Origin of the sequence: Lacrimispora indolis DSM 755, from assembly GCF_000526995.1 — a bacterium.
Lineage (GTDB): Bacteria > Bacillota > Clostridia > Lachnospirales > Lachnospiraceae > Lacrimispora > Lacrimispora indolis.
The window spans coordinates 3,587,917-3,606,354 of sequence record NZ_AZUI01000001.1; the positions used below are offsets into that span (position 1 = coordinate 3,587,917).

General features: G+C 44.5%; 11 protein-coding genes. All 11 read left to right on the top strand.

From position 1 onward, the window contains the following. Nucleotides 1-2: 2 nt before the first annotated feature. The 11 genes from K401_RS0117265 (at nt 3) to K401_RS0117320 (ending at nt 18,432) form a co-directional block, all read left to right on the top strand. Nucleotides 3-1,073, top strand: a complete 1,071-nt coding sequence (locus K401_RS0117265) for an ABC transporter substrate-binding protein (protein WP_024294123.1) — start codon at nt 3-5, stop codon at nt 1,071-1,073. Between the two features lie 13 nt (nt 1,074-1,086). After that, nucleotides 1,087-2,796: an adenine deaminase C-terminal domain-containing protein gene (locus K401_RS0117270; RefSeq protein WP_024294124.1), complete on the top strand. Its 1,710-nt coding sequence runs from the start codon at nt 1,087-1,089 to the stop codon at nt 2,794-2,796. Nucleotides 2,797-2,851: 55 nt separating this feature from the next. Then, the gene (locus K401_RS0117275) at nt 2,852-4,168 is read left to right on the top strand and encodes an amidohydrolase (protein WP_024294125.1); all 1,317 of its coding nucleotides are present in this window, start codon (nt 2,852-2,854) and stop codon (nt 4,166-4,168) included. Nucleotides 4,169-4,703: 535 nt separating this feature from the next. Then, nucleotides 4,704-6,017, top strand: coding sequence for a nucleotide sugar dehydrogenase (locus K401_RS0117280; RefSeq protein ID WP_024294126.1), 1,314 nt, complete (start codon nt 4,704-4,706; stop codon nt 6,015-6,017). A 51-nt stretch (nt 6,018-6,068) separates the two neighbouring features. Further along, entirely contained in the window at nt 6,069-10,316 is a 4,248-nt protein-coding gene (locus K401_RS0117285) for a polysaccharide deacetylase family protein (RefSeq protein ID WP_024294127.1), read from the top strand. Then, the gene (locus K401_RS0117290) at nt 10,297-12,168 is read left to right on the top strand and encodes a glycosyltransferase family 2 protein (RefSeq protein ID WP_027352407.1); all 1,872 of its coding nucleotides are present in this window, start codon (nt 10,297-10,299) and stop codon (nt 12,166-12,168) included. Before K401_RS0117285 ends, K401_RS0117290 begins: the two co-directional genes overlap by 20 nt. Nucleotides 12,169-12,182: 14 nt before the next feature. Further along, nucleotides 12,183-14,000, top strand: coding sequence for a polysaccharide deacetylase family protein (locus K401_RS0117295; protein WP_024294129.1), 1,818 nt, complete (start codon nt 12,183-12,185; stop codon nt 13,998-14,000). After that, nucleotides 13,945-15,066, top strand: a complete 1,122-nt coding sequence (locus K401_RS0117300; protein WP_024294130.1) for a glycoside hydrolase family 18 protein — start codon at nt 13,945-13,947, stop codon at nt 15,064-15,066. The genes K401_RS0117295 and K401_RS0117300 overlap by 56 nt, the downstream gene beginning before the upstream one ends. A 352-nt stretch (nt 15,067-15,418) precedes the next feature. Continuing rightward, nucleotides 15,419-16,426, top strand: a complete 1,008-nt coding sequence (locus K401_RS0117310) for a PdxA family dehydrogenase (protein ID WP_024294131.1) — start codon at nt 15,419-15,421, stop codon at nt 16,424-16,426. A gap of 22 nt (nt 16,427-16,448) precedes the next feature. After that, nucleotides 16,449-16,898, top strand: a complete 450-nt coding sequence (locus K401_RS0117315) for a tripartite tricarboxylate transporter TctB family protein (RefSeq protein ID WP_024294132.1) — start codon at nt 16,449-16,451, stop codon at nt 16,896-16,898. Between the two features lie 16 nt (nt 16,899-16,914). After that, nucleotides 16,915-18,432, top strand: coding sequence for a tripartite tricarboxylate transporter permease (locus K401_RS0117320; RefSeq protein ID WP_024294133.1), 1,518 nt, complete (start codon nt 16,915-16,917; stop codon nt 18,430-18,432). Nucleotides 18,433-18,438: the final 6 nt, after the last annotated feature.

Genomic DNA, 18,438 nt, shown 5'->3' on the forward strand with positions numbered 1-18,438 from the left:
TTATGAAGAAAGTATTTGCATTATCCCTGTGTGCGGCTATTTTATTAACAGGCTGCGGCGGTGCCGGAACTGCAGGAACAACAGCTGCAGGAGAGAAAACCAGCGGCACAGAAGAAAAGAAACTGGTATTATCCACCTACGGCTTAAGCGAGGACATCTCGGAAGAAGAGGTGTACAAGCCTTTTGAGGATCAGTACAACTGCAAGATCGTAACAGAGACGGGAAGCACCAATGAACGTTACACAAAGCTTTCTGCAAACTCCGAAAGCTCCATTGATGTGATCGAGCTTTCACAGGCAATGACTGCCAAAGGAATAGAAGAAGGTCTGTTTGAGACTCTGGATTTAAGCAAGATCGAGAACAGCCAATATCTGATCAAAGCGGCAAAGACCATGGCAGACGCCGGGCAGGGCGTTGCCTATACCATCAACAGCATCGGTATCATGTATGATCCGGAGGCAGTGGGATTTGAGATCAAGAGCTTTGATGATTTATGGAAAGCGGAGCTGGAAGGAAGCGTTGCCATTCCGGATATCACCACCACCTTTGGTCCTGCCATGGTTTACATGGCAAGCGATTACAAGGGCGTTGACGTGAAAAGCGATAAAGGAGCGGCAGCTTTTGAGGCATTGGAGGAATTAAAGCCAAACCTTGTAAAGACCTATGCAAAGTCTTCCGACTTAATCAATATGTTCACCTCAGGAGAAATCAAGGCAGCCATTGTAGGCGACTTCGGCGTTCCGACCATTAAGGAAGCAAGCCCTGATCTGGTATACGTGACACCTGATGTGACCTATGCAAACTTCAATACCATCAGCATTACCAAGAACTGCAAGGATAAGGAACTGGCTTACGCATACATCAATTACCGCTTAAGCAAGGAGCTGCAGAGCAAGACTACCAAGGCATTAAACGAAGCGCCTACCAACAGCCAGGTGGAGGTTTCCGGGGAAGATGCTGCAAACATGACTTACGGAGAAACAGCAGAACGTGCTAAAGTTCTGGATTATTCTTTTGTAAATCCGAATTTAAGCGACTGGATTGACCAGTGGAACCGTATTATCAATAATTAAGGACAGAGGAAACATGAAGGTTGACTTACTGATTCAAAATGGATGGGTCTACCGGACATACAGGCAATGTTTTGAAAAAATGGACATTGCGGTTGTGGGGGAAAGGTTTTACGACATTTCCCCTTCCTCATATCATAGGGACAAATATGAGGCGGAATGTGTGGTAGATGCTGCAGGCAAATATATCATACCGGGACTGATCGATATTCATATGCATATCGAAAGCTCCATGACGTATCCGGAGGAGTTTTCCAGGGCAGTCCTGCCCTGGGGAGTCACCTGCGTGGTGGCTGATCCCCATGAGATCGCCAATGTATACGGGTTGGAAGGAATAAAAAGCTTTATGGAACAGGAAACGGAACTGGACATCTATTACGGGATCCCGTCCAGTGTTCCTTCCACGGGAACTGATCTGGAAACCTCAGGCGGACAGATGGGGGAAGAGGAAGTTAAAGAGCTTTTAAAGGAGAAAAAAGTTATCTGCCTTGGTGAGGTGATGAATGACCTGGACTTAATGTCAAGTGATGATACCCTGATCAAGCGGATCGTCAGTCTGTGCCAAAGCGGAGAACGCCGGTTAAAGATTGAAGGGCATTGTCCTGCCCTGTCGGGAGAAGCCCTGGCAGGCTTTATCAGAGGCGGCGTGGATGCGGACCATACCCAGCAGACGCCGGAGTCAGTTCTGGAAAAGACGGACATGGGCATGTTTCTGGAGCTGCAGGCAAAATCCCTGACACCTGATGTGGTGGAAACGGTGGTGTCCCACGCTCTATATGAAAATGTGGCTCTTGTGACGGATGACACCATGCCGGACCATCTGGTTAAGGGGCATTTAAACCAGATCCTTAAGTTGGCCGTGGAGCAGGGAATGCCGGCAGAAAAGGCCATTTACTGTGCCACTCTGACACCTGCCAGGAGAATGGACCTTGATGACAGGGGGATGATCGCCCCCGGAAAGCTGGCTGATTTCGTTGTACTCGACGATCTGGTGAGCTTTTGCCCTTCTGCTGTATATAAAAGCGGAAAAAAGCACGAAAAAAGCCCGGATTTTCCAAAGGCGGTTTTTCCGGATCATTTTTACCAGTCAATAAAATGCCGACTGGCCCTGGCCTCTGACTTTAATTTAAACCGTTGCGAGATACGGGAAGGGACAGCGACTGTAAATGTCATGCAGATTCAGGAGTTTGGAACGAGGGTCAGACATGTGAAGCGGGAAATTCCCATTCGCAACAAAAGCATATGCTGGCAGGAGGCAGGTCTTTGCCTGGCGGTGGTATTTGAGCGTTATGGAAAGACAGGAGATGTATCCTATGGGCTTGTGGAACATGCCTTAAAGTCTCCCGGAGCGATAGCAACTACATGGAGCCACGACAGCCATAATCTGCTGGTCCTTGGAAATTCTGCAAAGGACATGGTGCTTGCCCAAAACCGGGTGGTCCATATGCAGGGCGGATATGTAACAGCCAGGGAAGGCAAAATCACGGCCTCTGCTGCACTTCCCGTAGGCGGGATTATCTCTGACGGAAGCCTTTTAAAGCTTTCAGAGGAACTGGCAGAGGTGAGAGCGGAAATCGAAGCAATGGGATATGTGAACAGCAATGTCATCATGTCCATTTCCACTTTGACGCTCCTGGTATCACCGGAGTTAAAGATAAGTGATAAGGGCCTGTTTGATGTGAAGACAAAGGAAAAGGTTCCTTTGGTGGAAAAGCAGGAGCCTTAGGGATATTCCTTATGTCCTCAAATCATGGGCAATAACAAGATAAAGGTTGATCAGTGTGAAAACGATAATCATAAATGTAACTGTGTTAACAATGAATGAACACCGGGAAATCCATGATCCCGGTTTTGTGATGTTTGAAAACGACCGCATCACTGCAGTGGGAGATATGAAGGATTTGCCGGAAGAGGCAGGGCTTTCTGACACAAAAACCGTGGATGGAAGGAACGGCATTCTGATGCCTGGAATGGTGAATCTCCATACCCATATGGGGATGATCCCTTTCAGGGGGCTTGGGGATGATTGTAAGGACAGGCTCCGGGTATTCCTGCTTCCCATGGAGCAAAAGGCCATGGATGAGGAGCTTGTTTATCTGTCTACCCGCTATGGGGCAGGGGAGATGCTTCTTGGAGGCGTGACCACGGCCCTTGATATGTATTACTTTGAGGCAGAAGCCGCAAAGGCCATGGATGAGATGGGGATGAGAGGATTCGCAGGACAGACGGTGATGGAAGAGGGGGCCTGTGATTTTGCCGATCCTTATGAAGCGCTGGCTTATGGAGAGGGATTGATAAAAAAATATCAATCCCATCCCCGGATATCGGCCTGCATTGCACCCCACGGGACCAATACCTGCGGGGGAGAACTGCTTTCGGAGGCTTACCGTCTTGATTCAACTTTAAAGGTTCCCTTTACCCTTCATACGGCTGAGATGGATTATGAAATGGACTTTTTCCGGAAGAAATATAATATGTCTCCGGTTCAGTATTTAGACAGAATTAAGGTATTGGGAAAAGAGACCCTGGCAGCTCACTGCATCCATATGACGGGGGAAGACCTTCTGCTTTTTAAGGAAAGAGGGGCAAGAGTGGCTCACTGCATCGGCTCCAATACAAAGGCAGCAAAGGGAGTTGCTCCCGTAAGTTCTATGCTTCTCATGGGAATTCCTGTTGGCCTTGGGACGGATGGACCTGCCAGCGGGAACACCCTGGATATTTTTACACAAATGAAGCTTTGCGCTGATTTTCATAAAAATGAGACAAAAGACCGGAGCGCATTTCCGGCGGAAACCATTGTGGCAATGGCCACGGCACAGGGAGCAAAAGCCCTTGGGCTTTATGACTTAACAGGCTCCTTAGAGCCGGGAAAACAGGCGGACCTGGTTTTGGTTGAAACACGCTCCGTCAATATGTTCCCTGTCTATAATCCCTATTCAGCCCTTGTTTACAGCGCCAATTCTTCCAATGTGGAAGAGGTGTACGTGGCAGGAGAATGTGTGGTGAAAGAAAAGACGCTTGTAAAGGCGGATATGGGGGAAATCAGGAAGGATCTTTCCCAAAAGATGAAAAAAACGGATTTTGGAATTTATATGTAAAAACCCTGATAAGTGAATTTCGCAGCCAGGCCAGTTTAAATGGTGTCCATCCATTCAGACTGGCCTGCACTGTACTGCTGATATGATCTGCCGATAAAATTGCAGTCTCACAAATATAATTACCCAGCGTTCTTCCTTCAAAGAGCCCGGTATATATGGTTTTATGATTTTTCTCTTCTTCTATATCGTATTGATCTTGTAAAGTATTTTTAATATTTCTAATTAATCTATAACGCTTCCTTAATTTGCAGGCGAACATGAATATTATGATAGCCTGGTGTAATCGTAACTATCCCCAATTGTTAAAGTTGAATTCTTCAAACATAGGAATAACTTGAATAAAAGTAATAATGGAAATAAGTGGAATATTTGGGTTTATCCTGGCCTGGATAAGCAGGGAAATATTTATTGCGCAAAGGGGTATAGGGTGATATAGTACATCTATCAGAGTGTTGTTATGAACAGTAATTTGATCCCTTGAGATCTGCTTTTGTGCAGCTTACTGCAAGGTGCTTTATTAAGTAGGGGAGGCAGTATGACGCTATACGATAGAATCATCAATAAGAAAGAAACCATAGCAGTCATTGGGCTGGGGTATGTGGGACTTCCTATTGCTGCAGCATTTTCCAAAAAGGTTAAAACCATTGGCTTTGATACCAACTCAAAAAAGATAGAGGCCTATTTGCGGGGAATCGATGTCACAAATGAAGTAGGGGAAGACATTAAGAATCTGGATATAGAATTTACAGTAGATGAGAAAAGGCTTAAGGAAGCTAAATTTCTTGTGGTGGCAGTTCCCACTCCCATCCATAAGGATAAAACGCCTGATTTAGAACCTGTATCAAGCGCTTGCCGGATTGTCGGGAGAAATTTAACAAAGGGAAGCATTGTAGTATTTGAATCCACTGTTTATCCAGGAGTTACAGAGGATATTTGTGTTCCCATACTGGAAGAGGTGTCAGGGCTGACCTGCGGCAAGGATTTTAAGGTTGGATACTCTCCGGAACGGATTAACCCTGGGGATAAAGTGCATGTTTTAAGTAATATTGTTAAAATTGTATCAGGGATAGATGAAGAAACCCTGGAAGAGATTGCCCGGATCTACGAACTGATCATTGAAGCGGGTGTTTACCGTGCGGGAAGCATAAAGGTTGCGGAAGCTGCCAAATTAGTGGAGAATGCACAGAGAGATATCAATATTGCTTTTATGAATGAATTGGCCGTTGTTTTTGATAAAATGGAGATCAGCACCAAGGAAGTGCTGGAGGCCATGAACACGAAGTGGAATGCTTTGGGATTTACGCCGGGATTGGTTGGCGGTCACTGCATCGGGATAGACCCTTATTATTTTATTTATCAGGCTGAGAGTCTTGGATATCATTCTCAGATCATTTTGTCCGGAAGAAAGATCAACGACAGCATGGGAGAATATATAGCGGATATGACCGTAAAACAGCTGATCAAAGCCAATAAGCTGGTAAGGAATGCTTCTGTATATATCTTTGGTTTTACCTTTAAGGAAAACTGCCCGGATATCAGGAATTCGAAAGTTCTGGATATTGTGGAAAGGTTGAAATCCTATGAGATCTCAGTAAAAGTGGTGGATCCTTATCTTGGGGAGCAGGAAGAAAAAGATTATGGGATACATGTTGTAAAGATGGAGGAAGTAAAGGGAGCAGATGGGGTTGTATTTGCTGTTTCTCATAAGGAGTTTTTAGAAATCAATTCAGAACAATTAGGAAGTCTGTTTGGGGATTTTCCTGATTCGGGAAAAGTTGTCATTGATGTGAAAAGCATTTTTAATGGAAAACAGCTGCGAGAATCAGGTTATTATTATTGGAGTCTTTAGAAAAAGAATCAGTCTGTGATATCGGATTAAATGAAAAGAGGTGAGCGAAGGATGAATGTTGATGATGTTCAGTTCAAGATGACAGAACGCAAAAAGGAAATATTGGAAAAGTCATGGGCCAAGGATTTTGCGGAGCGCTTGTTTCCCATCATTGATGAACGTATATTCTCACCACTTTACGGCAGAAAGGCATCCGGCCCAAATGAATCTGTAAAAGTTATGGTTGGTGCTTTGGTTTTGAAAGAACTCCTTGGAATGGCGGATGCGGAACTGCTTGAGTCTGCCATGCTTGATCTTCGCTTTTCCTATGCTCTTCATGCAGCAGATATTGAGGAATATCTGCTGAACGAAAAGGAATTGTCCAGTTTCCGTTTACGCTGTCACACCCATGAAATTATGACTGGGAAAGACTTGATCAGGGAATGCGTCATGGAACTTTCTCAGGAAATGGAAAACCTGACAAAAAAGTATTCCCGCATGATTCCTTTGGATGCACCGATGGTCGCTTCCAATATAAAAAATCTCAGCAGGCTGGAATTTCTTTATACTTGTGTTTCAAATCTTGTAGCATGGATCCGCAGACATGGAGGAGAAGTGCTCCTTGCCGGTTTTGAGCGTTATTTTGATTGTGCCGATTATAATGAATTTATTTACCATACTCATAGTGAAGATATTAACGTGAGAATGCAGGAAGTGCTCTCAGATGCAGAGAAATTGTCCATTCTCTGCGACAGCGGCGATTACGATATGGTGAGTGAATATCAATTGCTGATTCGTGTTCTTCTGGAAGAAGCCGTTCAGGGTGAAGAAGCACCTGTTTCTCCAAAAACAAGGGAACATGGTGGAATTCCAGAGGTGATCAAAGAGGATAAGGTCAGTGCCATAACAAAAGAATTAATGGAGATTTTATCTGTCGAAGAAGAAGCACTGGTTCCACCAGTGGACTCTATAAAAACACCCAGGAAGATAAGCGGTTTGGGCCGGTATGGAGGATATTTGAAAATAACCGCGCTTTTGCTCTCTTTTACTTCTGTCGTAGCCATTGCCGGGGCAAAGTTAAAGCCAATGGAGGCAGGCAGCTTTTCTACAGGACAGGCTTTATATGACGCTTCCCAGGATATAAAAGGTGCTTTGGACCAATTGAAGAATGAAGATCAGGAAGCCAGAATAGCGACGGATGTGGATACCATGAAAAAGGTGGTTGCCATTAACTTTTTAGGTACAAGCGATAGTAAAACCAATGATAAAGCTTTAAAATTGCTGTCTGAAAACGGTCAGAAGGCCACTTTTATGATATCAGGAATAACGGCTGCCGAGGATACGGACTTTATCCTTAAAATAAAAGAAAAAGGGAACGAAATCGGCAGCAGCGGATTAAAAGGAGAGAAAGAACTGGAAAAACTGCCCCAGGAGAAACTAATTGAAAACCTTGCAAAAGCAAACCACATCCTGCACCAGATTACGGGAGAGAGACCAAAGGTCCTGCAGGGGACCCTTCCTAATAGCTCAAAGGAGTTTTTAGAGGCGGCCTCTGCCTGTGGATATGAATATGTGGTTGAGAGCAGGAAATTTCTTAATTATCAGAGTTTTTCCAGCTATGAGCAGGCTTTGGATTACGTGAAGGGCCTAAAGTGGGGGAGCATAGTTACCATTAAGATGTCAGGGATTCTCAATGAGGCGGAGTACGGTAAGAAAGTGGAGGAAATCTCCACACAGGAAGACGGGGATCATTCTTTCAACGAGAGTGAAGAAAGAGAGAAAGACAATAAATCAGAGAAAGAACGCCTGATTCAGGTGATAGACTGGTTTACAAAGGCTTTGAAAGAAACCGGGTATCAAACTGCGTTTGCACAGGAGATTCCCCAATATCAGGATGAGGACTTTGCCATGGATTTTTCTCAGTTAAGGGAGAAAAACGGGGGGAAGCTTTCTGAGATTTATTCCATGGGCGGCCGGGACGGCGATGTAGGCCTTACTTTCAGGGGAATAGGCAGCCAGGAAAATTTAGAAAAGATTTTGCTGCTTTTAAAAGAAAACAATAGAAAGGCTACGTTCTTTATTACAGGAAAGGAACTGGAAGAATGTGAAGACAGGGTAAAAGAAATCATTGCCCAGGGCCATGAGATTGGAAACGGAGGTCTGACCGGAAAAGATTTATCTGATATGGATTTTTCCAGTATATGTTTTGAAATATACAAAACTGACAAGCTGTTAAAGGAGAAATACGGGGTTGATACAAAGCTCTTTATGCCTGTTTACGCAAAGTATAACGATTTGGTGCGGGAAGCCGCCTCAGCCCTTTCTTATGATCTGGTTACTTATTCCAAAAACCCAATGACAGAAGGAAGATCGGCAGAGGAGATAAAAACATATTTCAAGAAAGGAATCAGTAAGGGGGAAATTGTCCACTTAAGGCTGGATGTCAGTGATGATGTGGAGGAAGCAGCAGAATACGTGCTGGCATATCTGGACAAAAAGAATTACAGGGTTTCTTTTCTGCAGGAAATGATAGATAAAACACAATATACATCCAATACTCCTGCACCGGCACCTTCCGGGGAAGCAGCCGTCTCCATTGATTTTGATAAGATCCGGCGGGACAATCAGGGCAGACAGGCGGAATCTGTCTATACTGTACATAGCACCAGCCAGGAGCTTTCTTTTACTTTTTCCGGGATCAGCCGGACAGAGGTTCTGTATGATGTCCTTGACAAGATGGACCAGATTCAGGGAAAAGGTACATTTTTTGTGACCGGTGAGGAGATTGATCAAAATAAGGAAGAGATCAGACAGATATTGGGCCGGGGGCACGAAATCGGACTCTGCCTTACGGGAAGAAGCGGAAATGACTTTAAGTCTGTATACCAGAGTCTTACTGGAATGCAGGAAAAATTGAACAAGGAATTTGGAGTACAGCCTGTTTTAGCCAGATATCCTTATGACGCAGAGATTACCGGTGAGATGTCAGAAGCGATTGCAAGTGCAGGCTGCACTCTGGTATGGCAGGATCTTTCTATGGCAAATTCCAAAGCAGGACCAGATGGGACCTTGGAAACTGTCTTGGCAAATTCCTTTAATGCCGGGAATATATCTGCAAGAAGAGGATATATAGTATATTTTCGGATGGATTATTACAAAGACAAAGATCTCATTGGGAATCTGCTTTTGGATGTTTATAAGAACCGTGTTCTGACCAACTCCTATGAAGATGGAATAGAAAACAACGGATCCCAGTACCGCATTGTCAGTGCAGGGCAATTAAGGAACAGCCCTGGGCTTTATCAGTACCCTGTAAAAGAAGCTGATTATACGGCCGGGGTGGGGGATATTGCTCCGGGGCATTTGGCCTGGTTCTCGGAAGGGGAAAAGTTTGGGATCATGAAGGAGCGGTATGTGGGAAATCCTGATTACAGCGACGAGAACGTACTTCCCGGATTTTCCCAGGGGGAACTGAAGCTGATTGATATAACCGGAAGGTTTACAAACGAAAAGGTGCTGTTTTTGACCATTGATGACTGGGGGTCTGATAAGCCGGTCAACCAGATTTTATATGTGCTGAGAAAATATGGGGTCAAGGCAAGCTTCCACATAAGGACCAACCGTATAGAGGAAAACCCCAATCTCTTAAGGGCCATTGCTGCAGAAGGCCACGATATCGGAACCCATACAGATGGCCATCTTCCTTATGCTGTTTACGATGAGATCAAATCCAGGCGGGAAAAGAGGCCGTTTTATAACTCTTTAACCAGCCAGGTTGAGGCAGAAAGGATGGCGGATTTAGCCCTGTCCTATAGAAAGCTTTGCTCCGTTGTGGGAGACATGGCAGCAGACGGCAGGCCTGCACTGACAAAAATATTCCGGCCGCCGACCCTGGCTATGAGTAAAAACGGCATGGAATCTATATTTGATATGGGATTCGAATACATAGTAAGCGGCGACTTCAGCAGTCATGATTATGAAGCGAAGACGTCCAGAGAGCTGGCCGATGAGCTGTTAAAGGGAATACGGAAAGGTGACGGATCCAGATACCCTCTGCAAAATGGAAGTGTAATGGTTCTGCATATGTCTGATGATTCCAATGAGCCTTCCTCTGATCCGGATATTACAGCCAAGGCGTTGGACCTTGTTATCCCTGAATTGATAAATCAGGGTTACCGGTTTGACAAAATAAGTAATTATTTAACGAAACCATTGGAGAAAAGGGCTACACCTGCTGAGGCCGCTGTAGGAGAAACCAGGAAAGCAACTGCCAGTGAATTGAATAGGGATGAAAAACAAGATGAATCTTCGCCGCAATAAAAAAGGAAAAGGACAGATTTCAGAGGATGTTCTTCTGAAGTTAAAAGAGGACAGAAGGCTGCTGTCCAATGTTCCGGATAAGACCAATGTCAGGACCAATGCAGACAGGAGGGGAAAAACTTACGACAGCAGCAATATTAATGAGTATATTGCACAGAAACAGTCAGGATTAAGGTACAAGGTTGATTATGATGTGGAAGTGATCTGCGTTTCCGGGAAAAAGAAGAAAAGCATGGTGTGCAAAGGCGTGGACATTTCCATGACAGGGATTTTATTGAATATATCTTCTGAGGAAACTCTGGAGGTATTGAAGAAAGCGGATAAAATCCTGCTGAAATTTGAAATCCTCCCAGGAACCTTGCCGGAAGGACTGGAAATGAAGGTTAAAATCCAGGCTTCCATTGCCAGGACCCAGCTGATGGAGGATTCCTCTTACCACTGTGGATTTCTCTTTTGCATTCCCCTGTCCCTTTATTCCGCAAAGAAAAAGGGCAGGTATATGCTGATGATATCCAGCATGCTGTTGTTTTTTATCAGTATTTTTGTGATCCTGATGCGTGCGGAAAGCGTAATTTATTTCAGATTTAATAAAATACTGTATTTGTACAGCATTATGGCTGCTGTATTTTTACTCAGCCGTTATCTGTTTGGGGCATTGTACAGGGAGGTGCCCCTTGATGTTGATTTTACGCCGGGAGTGACGGTGCTGATTCCCTGTTTTAATGAGGAGGAGTGGATTCAAAGAACCATTCTTAGTTGTATCAACCAGGATTATCCTGTGGATAAGCTGGAAGTTATTATCATTGATGACTGCTCCAGCGATAAGTCTGTGGAAAAAATAGATGAGATCGTCCAAAAGCTCTACCGGGAGGGGGAGCAGTTTGAAACCAGATCCAGGCTGAAATATATTGTATTAAAGAAAAACTCAGGGAAAAGGGAAGCCCTGGCAGCAGGTGCTCTGGAGGCAAAACATGAGCTTTTGGTGTTTGTGGATTCAGACAGTTTCTTAGATCCTTTTGCCATCAGGAACCTGGTACAGCCGTTTAAGGATCCTAAAATGGGAGGGGTGTCCGGCAGGACGGATGTAGCAAATACCTATACCAATGGCCTGACAAAGATGCAGTCTGTCAGATATTATATCGCCTTTCGGATTTTGAAAGCGGCGGAAGCTTATTTTGACGTAGTTACCTGCTTGTCGGGCCCTTTGGCCTGCTATAAAAAGCAGATTGTCATGGACAATATGGAACGATGGCTGAATCAAAGCTTTTTAGGCCAGAAAGCAACCTTTGGAGATGACCGGGCTATGACCAACTTTGTTTTAAGACACCACAGGACTTCTTATCAGGACAGTGCAGTCTGCCAGACCATAGTGCCGAACAAATACCCGGTCTTTTTAAAACAGCAGATGAGATGGAAACGCTCGTGGCTGAGGGAATCATTAATTGCAGGAAGCTTTATGTTTAAAAAGGAACCATTCGCCGCCGTACTCTTTTACATAGGCCTGCTTGTGCCTGTTTTGGCACCTGTTGTTGTTTTGTATAATCTGGTTTATGTTCCGGTCACCCGCCATGTATTTCCTACCACATTTCTGGTAGGTCTTCTGCTGATGGCGTTTCTCATGAGTATGGCCCAGATGCTGCTGCGCAGGAGCACTACCTGGATTTTTGGCCTGGTCTTCTGTCTGTACTATGAAGCTGTTTTACTTTGGCAGATGCCGGTGGCCTGGGTTACTTTCTGGAAATCCACATGGGGTACCAGAATGACTCAAAGGGATGTAGATGAGGAGCGCAGGAAAGATGAAAAGAAGAGGGGAACGAAACGGAAAAAAGCAGAGCGAAGGCCGGCGGATTGAACTAAAGGAGTCTTATGAAGGTGCTTAGATTATCAAAGGATCAGAGAAAAGCAGTGCGGAGTGTCATACAGGCCATCATTCTGGCCGCTCTTCTTGTACTTTTATTCCGTGCTTTTTTCGTAGTTGAAAAGTATATTCCTTTTCAGGAGGGAGATGGTTTAAAACAGGGAGATCCGGGTTTCATTGCGTTGTCTTATTTTGGAGTGGATCGGGCCGGAACTTCGTCTTTAATCAGCACTCAAAGACTGGAAGAACATATGAATGCCTTAAAGCGGAACGGATATGTGACGATATCGCAGAAAGACATGATGGAATACTATGAAAAAGATATTCCTTTGCCTGAAAATTCCCTGTTCCTGATGTTTGAAGACGGAAGGCGGGATACGGCTGTCTATTCTGCTAAAATATTGGAGAAGTACAATTACCTTGCTACAATATTGAGCTACGGTCAGAAATTAGAAGGCAAGGATGACGCCTTTTTAATGCCTGAGGATTTAAAAAAACTAAAAAAATCCAGCTTCTGGGAATGGGGAACCAATGGCTACCGCCTGTCTTATATCAACGTATTTGACAGGTATGATCACTATCTGGGAGAATTGAACCTACAGGAGTTCAATTATATGAGTCAGTATCTGGGAAGAAATTACAATCAGTATTTAATGGATTATATCCGTGATGAGGAAGCCATTCCAAAGGAGACCCCGGAACAGATGAAGGAACGGATCAGTAAGGATTATCAGTTGATGAAGAATTTGTATACAAAGGAATTGGGAGAGCTTCCGGATCTTTATGTTCTGATGCATGCCAATACAGGAAGGTTTGGAAATCATGAGAAAGTCAGCGAGGTAAATGAAAAATGGATCAAAGAGCTGTTTTCCATGAATTTTAACAGAGAGGGAGATTCTAAAAATAACAGAGAGACCAACCCCTATGATTTGACCAGGCTGCAGCCTCAGGCTTACTGGTATCCGAATCATCTGTTAATGAGAATTAAGGCTGACACAGGCAAGGATATGATTTTTGAAGAGGGGGATGAAAAAAGAAAAGCTGATTGGGAGATTCTTAAGGGAGCCGTGGAATTTAGAGACAGTCAGATCATTTTGACTTCTGAGCCGGAAGGAAATGGCCTTTTGCGTCTGGAAGGAAGCAGGACCTTCCGGGATCTTTCCCTTTCCGCTGATTTCACAGGAAACATATTGGGAATACAGAGGATCTGGCTGAGAACAGGAGATGCTCCGGAAAAGGCTGTAATCGTTGAAGTGAAGAATAATGTGCTGTCTGTGTACGACAATGGTTCAAGTATCTGTGAAATAAATCTGGCAGAATTTGATGGAAAGGTATTTAAAACAGTCAGGGAAGATGAACTGGAAGCTTTAAAGGGAGCGGATACCTTGTACAAAAAGAACAGCCAGCTAAGCTATCCTATAGAAAAGGTAGAGGAGGAAATAAGGCAGAAGGAGGAATCTGATTTGCCGGACAGGGATTATGTTCCGGATTACCAAATCAATGAGACAGGGAGCCGGAAGCTTGATATCGTTTTAAAGGGCAGCCATCTTTCCGTTAATATTGATGGAAGAAATGCGGTATCAGATCTGTCTGTATCCAATGTGGAGGCAGGTGCCCTTTGCCTGGAGTCGGCATTTGAAAACTTTGGCTACAGCCAGAGAAACATTGCAGATGATGTTTACGATGGTGTTTTTGAGAACCTTGTGATCAGGGACAGCAGCGGGAATATTCTTTATGATAATCGATTGAAAGAGGGGGAACGGGCATTTTATGAAATTAGGGAAACCTGGAACCGGGTTATCAACTGGTTTATCAAAGCATTGTAATAAAGCTCGCTTCGTGGTATTTCTTTTCCTTTTTGGCTGTATGCTGATTCTTGCAGGATGTGCAGGAAGGAAAAAGGAGATGCATGTAGAGGGCGAAATGCAGCAAGAGGCTTCTGGTTTTGTGGGAAGCCAAGGGAACGGTGTAAGTGCCGTAAGCCGGAAGGTCCATGTCTGGGCAGTCTACTGGGATAATAAAGAAGTATTAAAAAGGCTGGAAGGCTTAAAGGAAGAGGTGGCTGGGATCAGCTATTTTGCCGCATATTTTGACAGCGAAAAAAAGCTGTTTCTTCCAGAAAACGTCATGGATATGAAGGCGGCTGTAGAGAATAGCGGTAAAAACGGAAAGATGGACAGCTATTTGACTTTTGTAAATGACTTATTGAAAAAAGAAGGGGGCTCTTCTCTTAAAGACAGAGACTTACTTTATTATCTTTTGTCCTCAAAGGAATCCAGGGAAGAGCATATGAGAGATATTCTGGAGATGACAGAACAGGGAGGTTTTGACGGGGTAGAAATCGACTATGAAGCGATGAAAAAGGATATGGAGCTTTGGAGGCTGTTCACTTCTTTTGTCAATGAGCTGTATGGAAAGACTTCTGAGAAAAAACTGAAGCTTAGAGTGATTTTAGAACCCGGGGCGCCAGTGGAAGAACTGGGCTTTGTAAAAGGGCCGGAATACGTTTTTATGTGTTATAATTTATACGGCTATGGTACTGAGCCAGGGCCAAAGGCAGATGAAAGTTTTTTGATTTCCATGGTGGAGAAAGGAAAGGCTGTGCCGGGAGAAACTTACTTTGCGGTAGCAAACGGCGGATTTGATTTTATAAAAGCCACCGGAGAAGCAGAGCAGATTTCAACGGAAGAAGCTGTCTTAAGGCAAAGCCAGGCAGGGGATAAGGATATACGGCGGGAAGAAAAAAGCGGCTGCAGGGTTTATTCTTATTGGGACACCAAAGGCCGGGAGCATGAGGTTTGGTATGCCGATGACGAAACTCTGAATTTTTGGTACGGCATTTTAGAGAGAGAAGGTGCAAAAGGGCTGTCCTTGTGGCGGCTTGGCGGCTAAGGGTTAACAGAAAAGTCTTCTGTGATTAAATTCATGGAAGACTATTTTTATTGTAATTTTTCCATTTTAATGGTTCTTTCCTGTTCTGAATCTCAGGCTGCAGGAAAAAGATTTGAAACATTTTAAAAACATATGTTTCAAAATGTTTCATCGGGAAACGTAATAATCTCATGTAGAAAGCGGACACAGGATCCCAATGATAGAAAAAAGGCACAAAAATACTGGTAATTTAATAAAGTTATGAATAAAAAGGCTACCGCTCCATAGTTGGCATGATACTTGCTTTATTAAAGAGTATAGAAAATACGTCGACGTTTTCTTTTAAGAATTACAAAGAAGGAGAAATAAGTATATGAGCAGGAAACCTGTACTGGGAATTTTACTTGGAGATGCCGCAGGGGTGGGGCCTGAAATGATTGCAAGACTGGCTGCAAACGGTTTTTTAAATCAGCACTGCAGGCCCCTGATTATGGGAGATCTAAGGGTTTTAAAAAAAGCGGAAAAAATGAATGGCCTGAATATTAAGGTACAGGCAATATCCGATGTTTCGGAAGCAACGTGGGAAGACGGGATTCCGGTCCTGGACCAGAAGAATTTGGATCCATCGGAAATCGAATATGGAAAGCTTAGCATTGAAAGCGGGAAAGCATGTCTTGAGCTGCTGAAGCTGGGAGTGGAACTGTTTCAGGCCGGCAAAATAGACGGCTTTTGTTTCGGGCCGCTGAATAAGCAGTCCATGATCAAGGCAGGCTGCACAAAGGAAAGTGAACATCATTATCTGGCCGATTTATTCCATCAGACGGCTCCCTTTGGTGAGATCAATGTTCTGGGGGATTTGTGGACAACAAGAACCACCAGCCATATCCCCATTGCCAGGGTAAGTGATCACTTAAGCGTGGAAACCATTATGAGAGCAATCACTCTTGCAAACACTACTTTGAAAAATTCCGGCATTGAAAAACCGGTTCTCGGCATTGCAGCATTGAACCCCCACTGCGGGGAAGGAGGGAAGTGCGGAAGAGAAGAAATTGACGTAATCACTCCGGCCATTGAGGAAGCAACACGGATGGGAATTGATGCAAGAGGGCCATTTTCATCGGATATACTTTTTATCAATGCATTTAACGGAGAATTTGACGGGGTTGTTACCATGTATCACGATCAGGGACAGATTGCACTGAAATTAAAAGGATTTGATCAGGGAATCACTATTGCAGGCGGGCTTCCGGCACCTATTGTTACCTGTGCCCACGGTACTGCTTACGATATTGCGGGAAAAGGAGTGGCAAAGACGTCTGCGTTTGAAAATGCTGTGAAGATGGCCGCAAAGATGGCAAGGACGATCAAAAATATGGATTAATATTTTGGGGAGGGTTATTACAATGAAGAGGGTTCGCACAAAACAGATGATACCGTTGTTTATGGCAGGATTTGCCGTTGTTTTCGGATGGGTGGGCGTTTTTAAACTGGGCTTCTGGAAGCCTGCTCAGGGGCCGGCACCAGGGTTTTTTCCGTCAATCATGGCGGTTGTTATGTTTTTAACCAGTATACTTGCTTTTATCCAGTCTTTCAAAGAAGATGGGACAGTGAAATACGAAAAGCAGGAATTACTGGTCATCGCATCAGGAGCAGGAATTATTCTTGCAACCTTTCTTATAGGGCTTGTGGGGAGCTGCTTTCTTTATATTATTTTATGGCTGAAAGTCTTTGAAAAAGCAAGCTGGAAGGATACACTGATTATTCTGGCTGTGGTCGCTTTTATTGTGATCGGAGTATTTGGTTTGTGGCTGGGGATTCAATTTCCCCTGGGTCTGATGGAATACATTTTATAAAGGGGGAAAAACAAAGATGCAGAATTTACAACTTTTACTTCATGGTTTTCAGACGGCCCTTACGTTCCAAAATGTGGGAGCGGCACTGATAGGAGCAGTATTGGGCCTCATTGTAGGAGCAATGCCGGGAATCGGCAGCCTTGCAGGGGTGGCTCTTTTATTGCCATTGACCTATAAGTTCAATCCCACAACTGCGATCATTATGCTGGGTGCCCTGTATTATTCCAATATGTATGGCGGCAGCTTCAGTGCAATCCTTTTAAACATTCCGGGAGATTCACCGGCAATCATGACGGCCTTGGATGGCTATCCAATGGCTTCAAAGAAAAAAAGGCCGGGGCAGGCGCTTATGACTGCCGATTTATCCTCCTTTATCGGAGGAACCATCGGTATCTGCATACTCACATTTACCGGTCCAGCCTTGGCAAATCTGGGCTTGAAATTCGGTCCCTCTGAAATGACGGCTCTTCTTTTGATTGCCATGACCTCCATCAGCTGGCTTGTGGGGGAAAATCCTACAAAGGGTGTGGTCATTACCATGTTCGGGATTATACTGGCAAGCATTGGCATGGATACGTTGTCAGGTGTTCCCAGGTATGATTTTGGAAACATGTATTTGCTTGGAGGCATTCCGTTTACTCCTTATATCATTGGAGCTGTTGGATTTTCACAGGTTATTAAGCTTATCATGGAGCGTGACCAGGGAAAGGATGGGGCGGCTTCTGATATGAAATTGACCATTCGGGGCAGCATGATCACCAGGCATGATTTCAGACGTCTGCTTCCTCCGGCTCTGCGTTCCGGATTTCTCGGCACATTTATAGGGGTGCTTCCAGGGGCGGGTGCAACAACAGGTTCTTTTATGGGATATGCGGTCCAGAAGAAGATGAAGAGCGAAGAAGAACTTGGAACCGGAGCCATTGAAGGAATTGCGTCCTGTGAAGCTGCCAATAATGCAGCGGCAGCAGGGGCGTTTGCTCCGCTTCTTGCTCTTGGAATCCCCGGATCGGGAACCGGAGCTGTACTGCTGGGAGGACTGATGATGTGGGGATTGAATCCTGGGCCCCTGTTATTTACAAATGAACCGGATTTTACGTGGGGACTGATTGCCTCTCTGTTTTTATCAAACATTCTGACACTGGCAATCGCGGTCTGTGTGATCCCGTTTCTGCTTAAAATACTGTCCGTACCGGTGAAATACATGATTCCGTGCATTACCGTTGTCTGTGTTGTGGGCTCATATAGTTCCAGTTATTCCATGTATGGGGTTCTGATCATGTTTTTGTCCGGCATTACAGGGTATCTGTTAAATAAGAATGATTATCCCACAGCGCCCATGCTGCTGTCCTTTGTATTGGCGCCGCTTCTGGAATCAAATATGCGTAAAGCATTTATCATATCCGGAGGAAGTCTGGATATCTTCTTTACAAGGCCCATCACCTGTGTACTTATGGTTGTGTTTTTGGGTGTAGTGGCAGCCCCTGCCGTCAAATCAATGATGAAAAACAAGATGGCAGGAAAAGCCTTAAAATAAAATAAA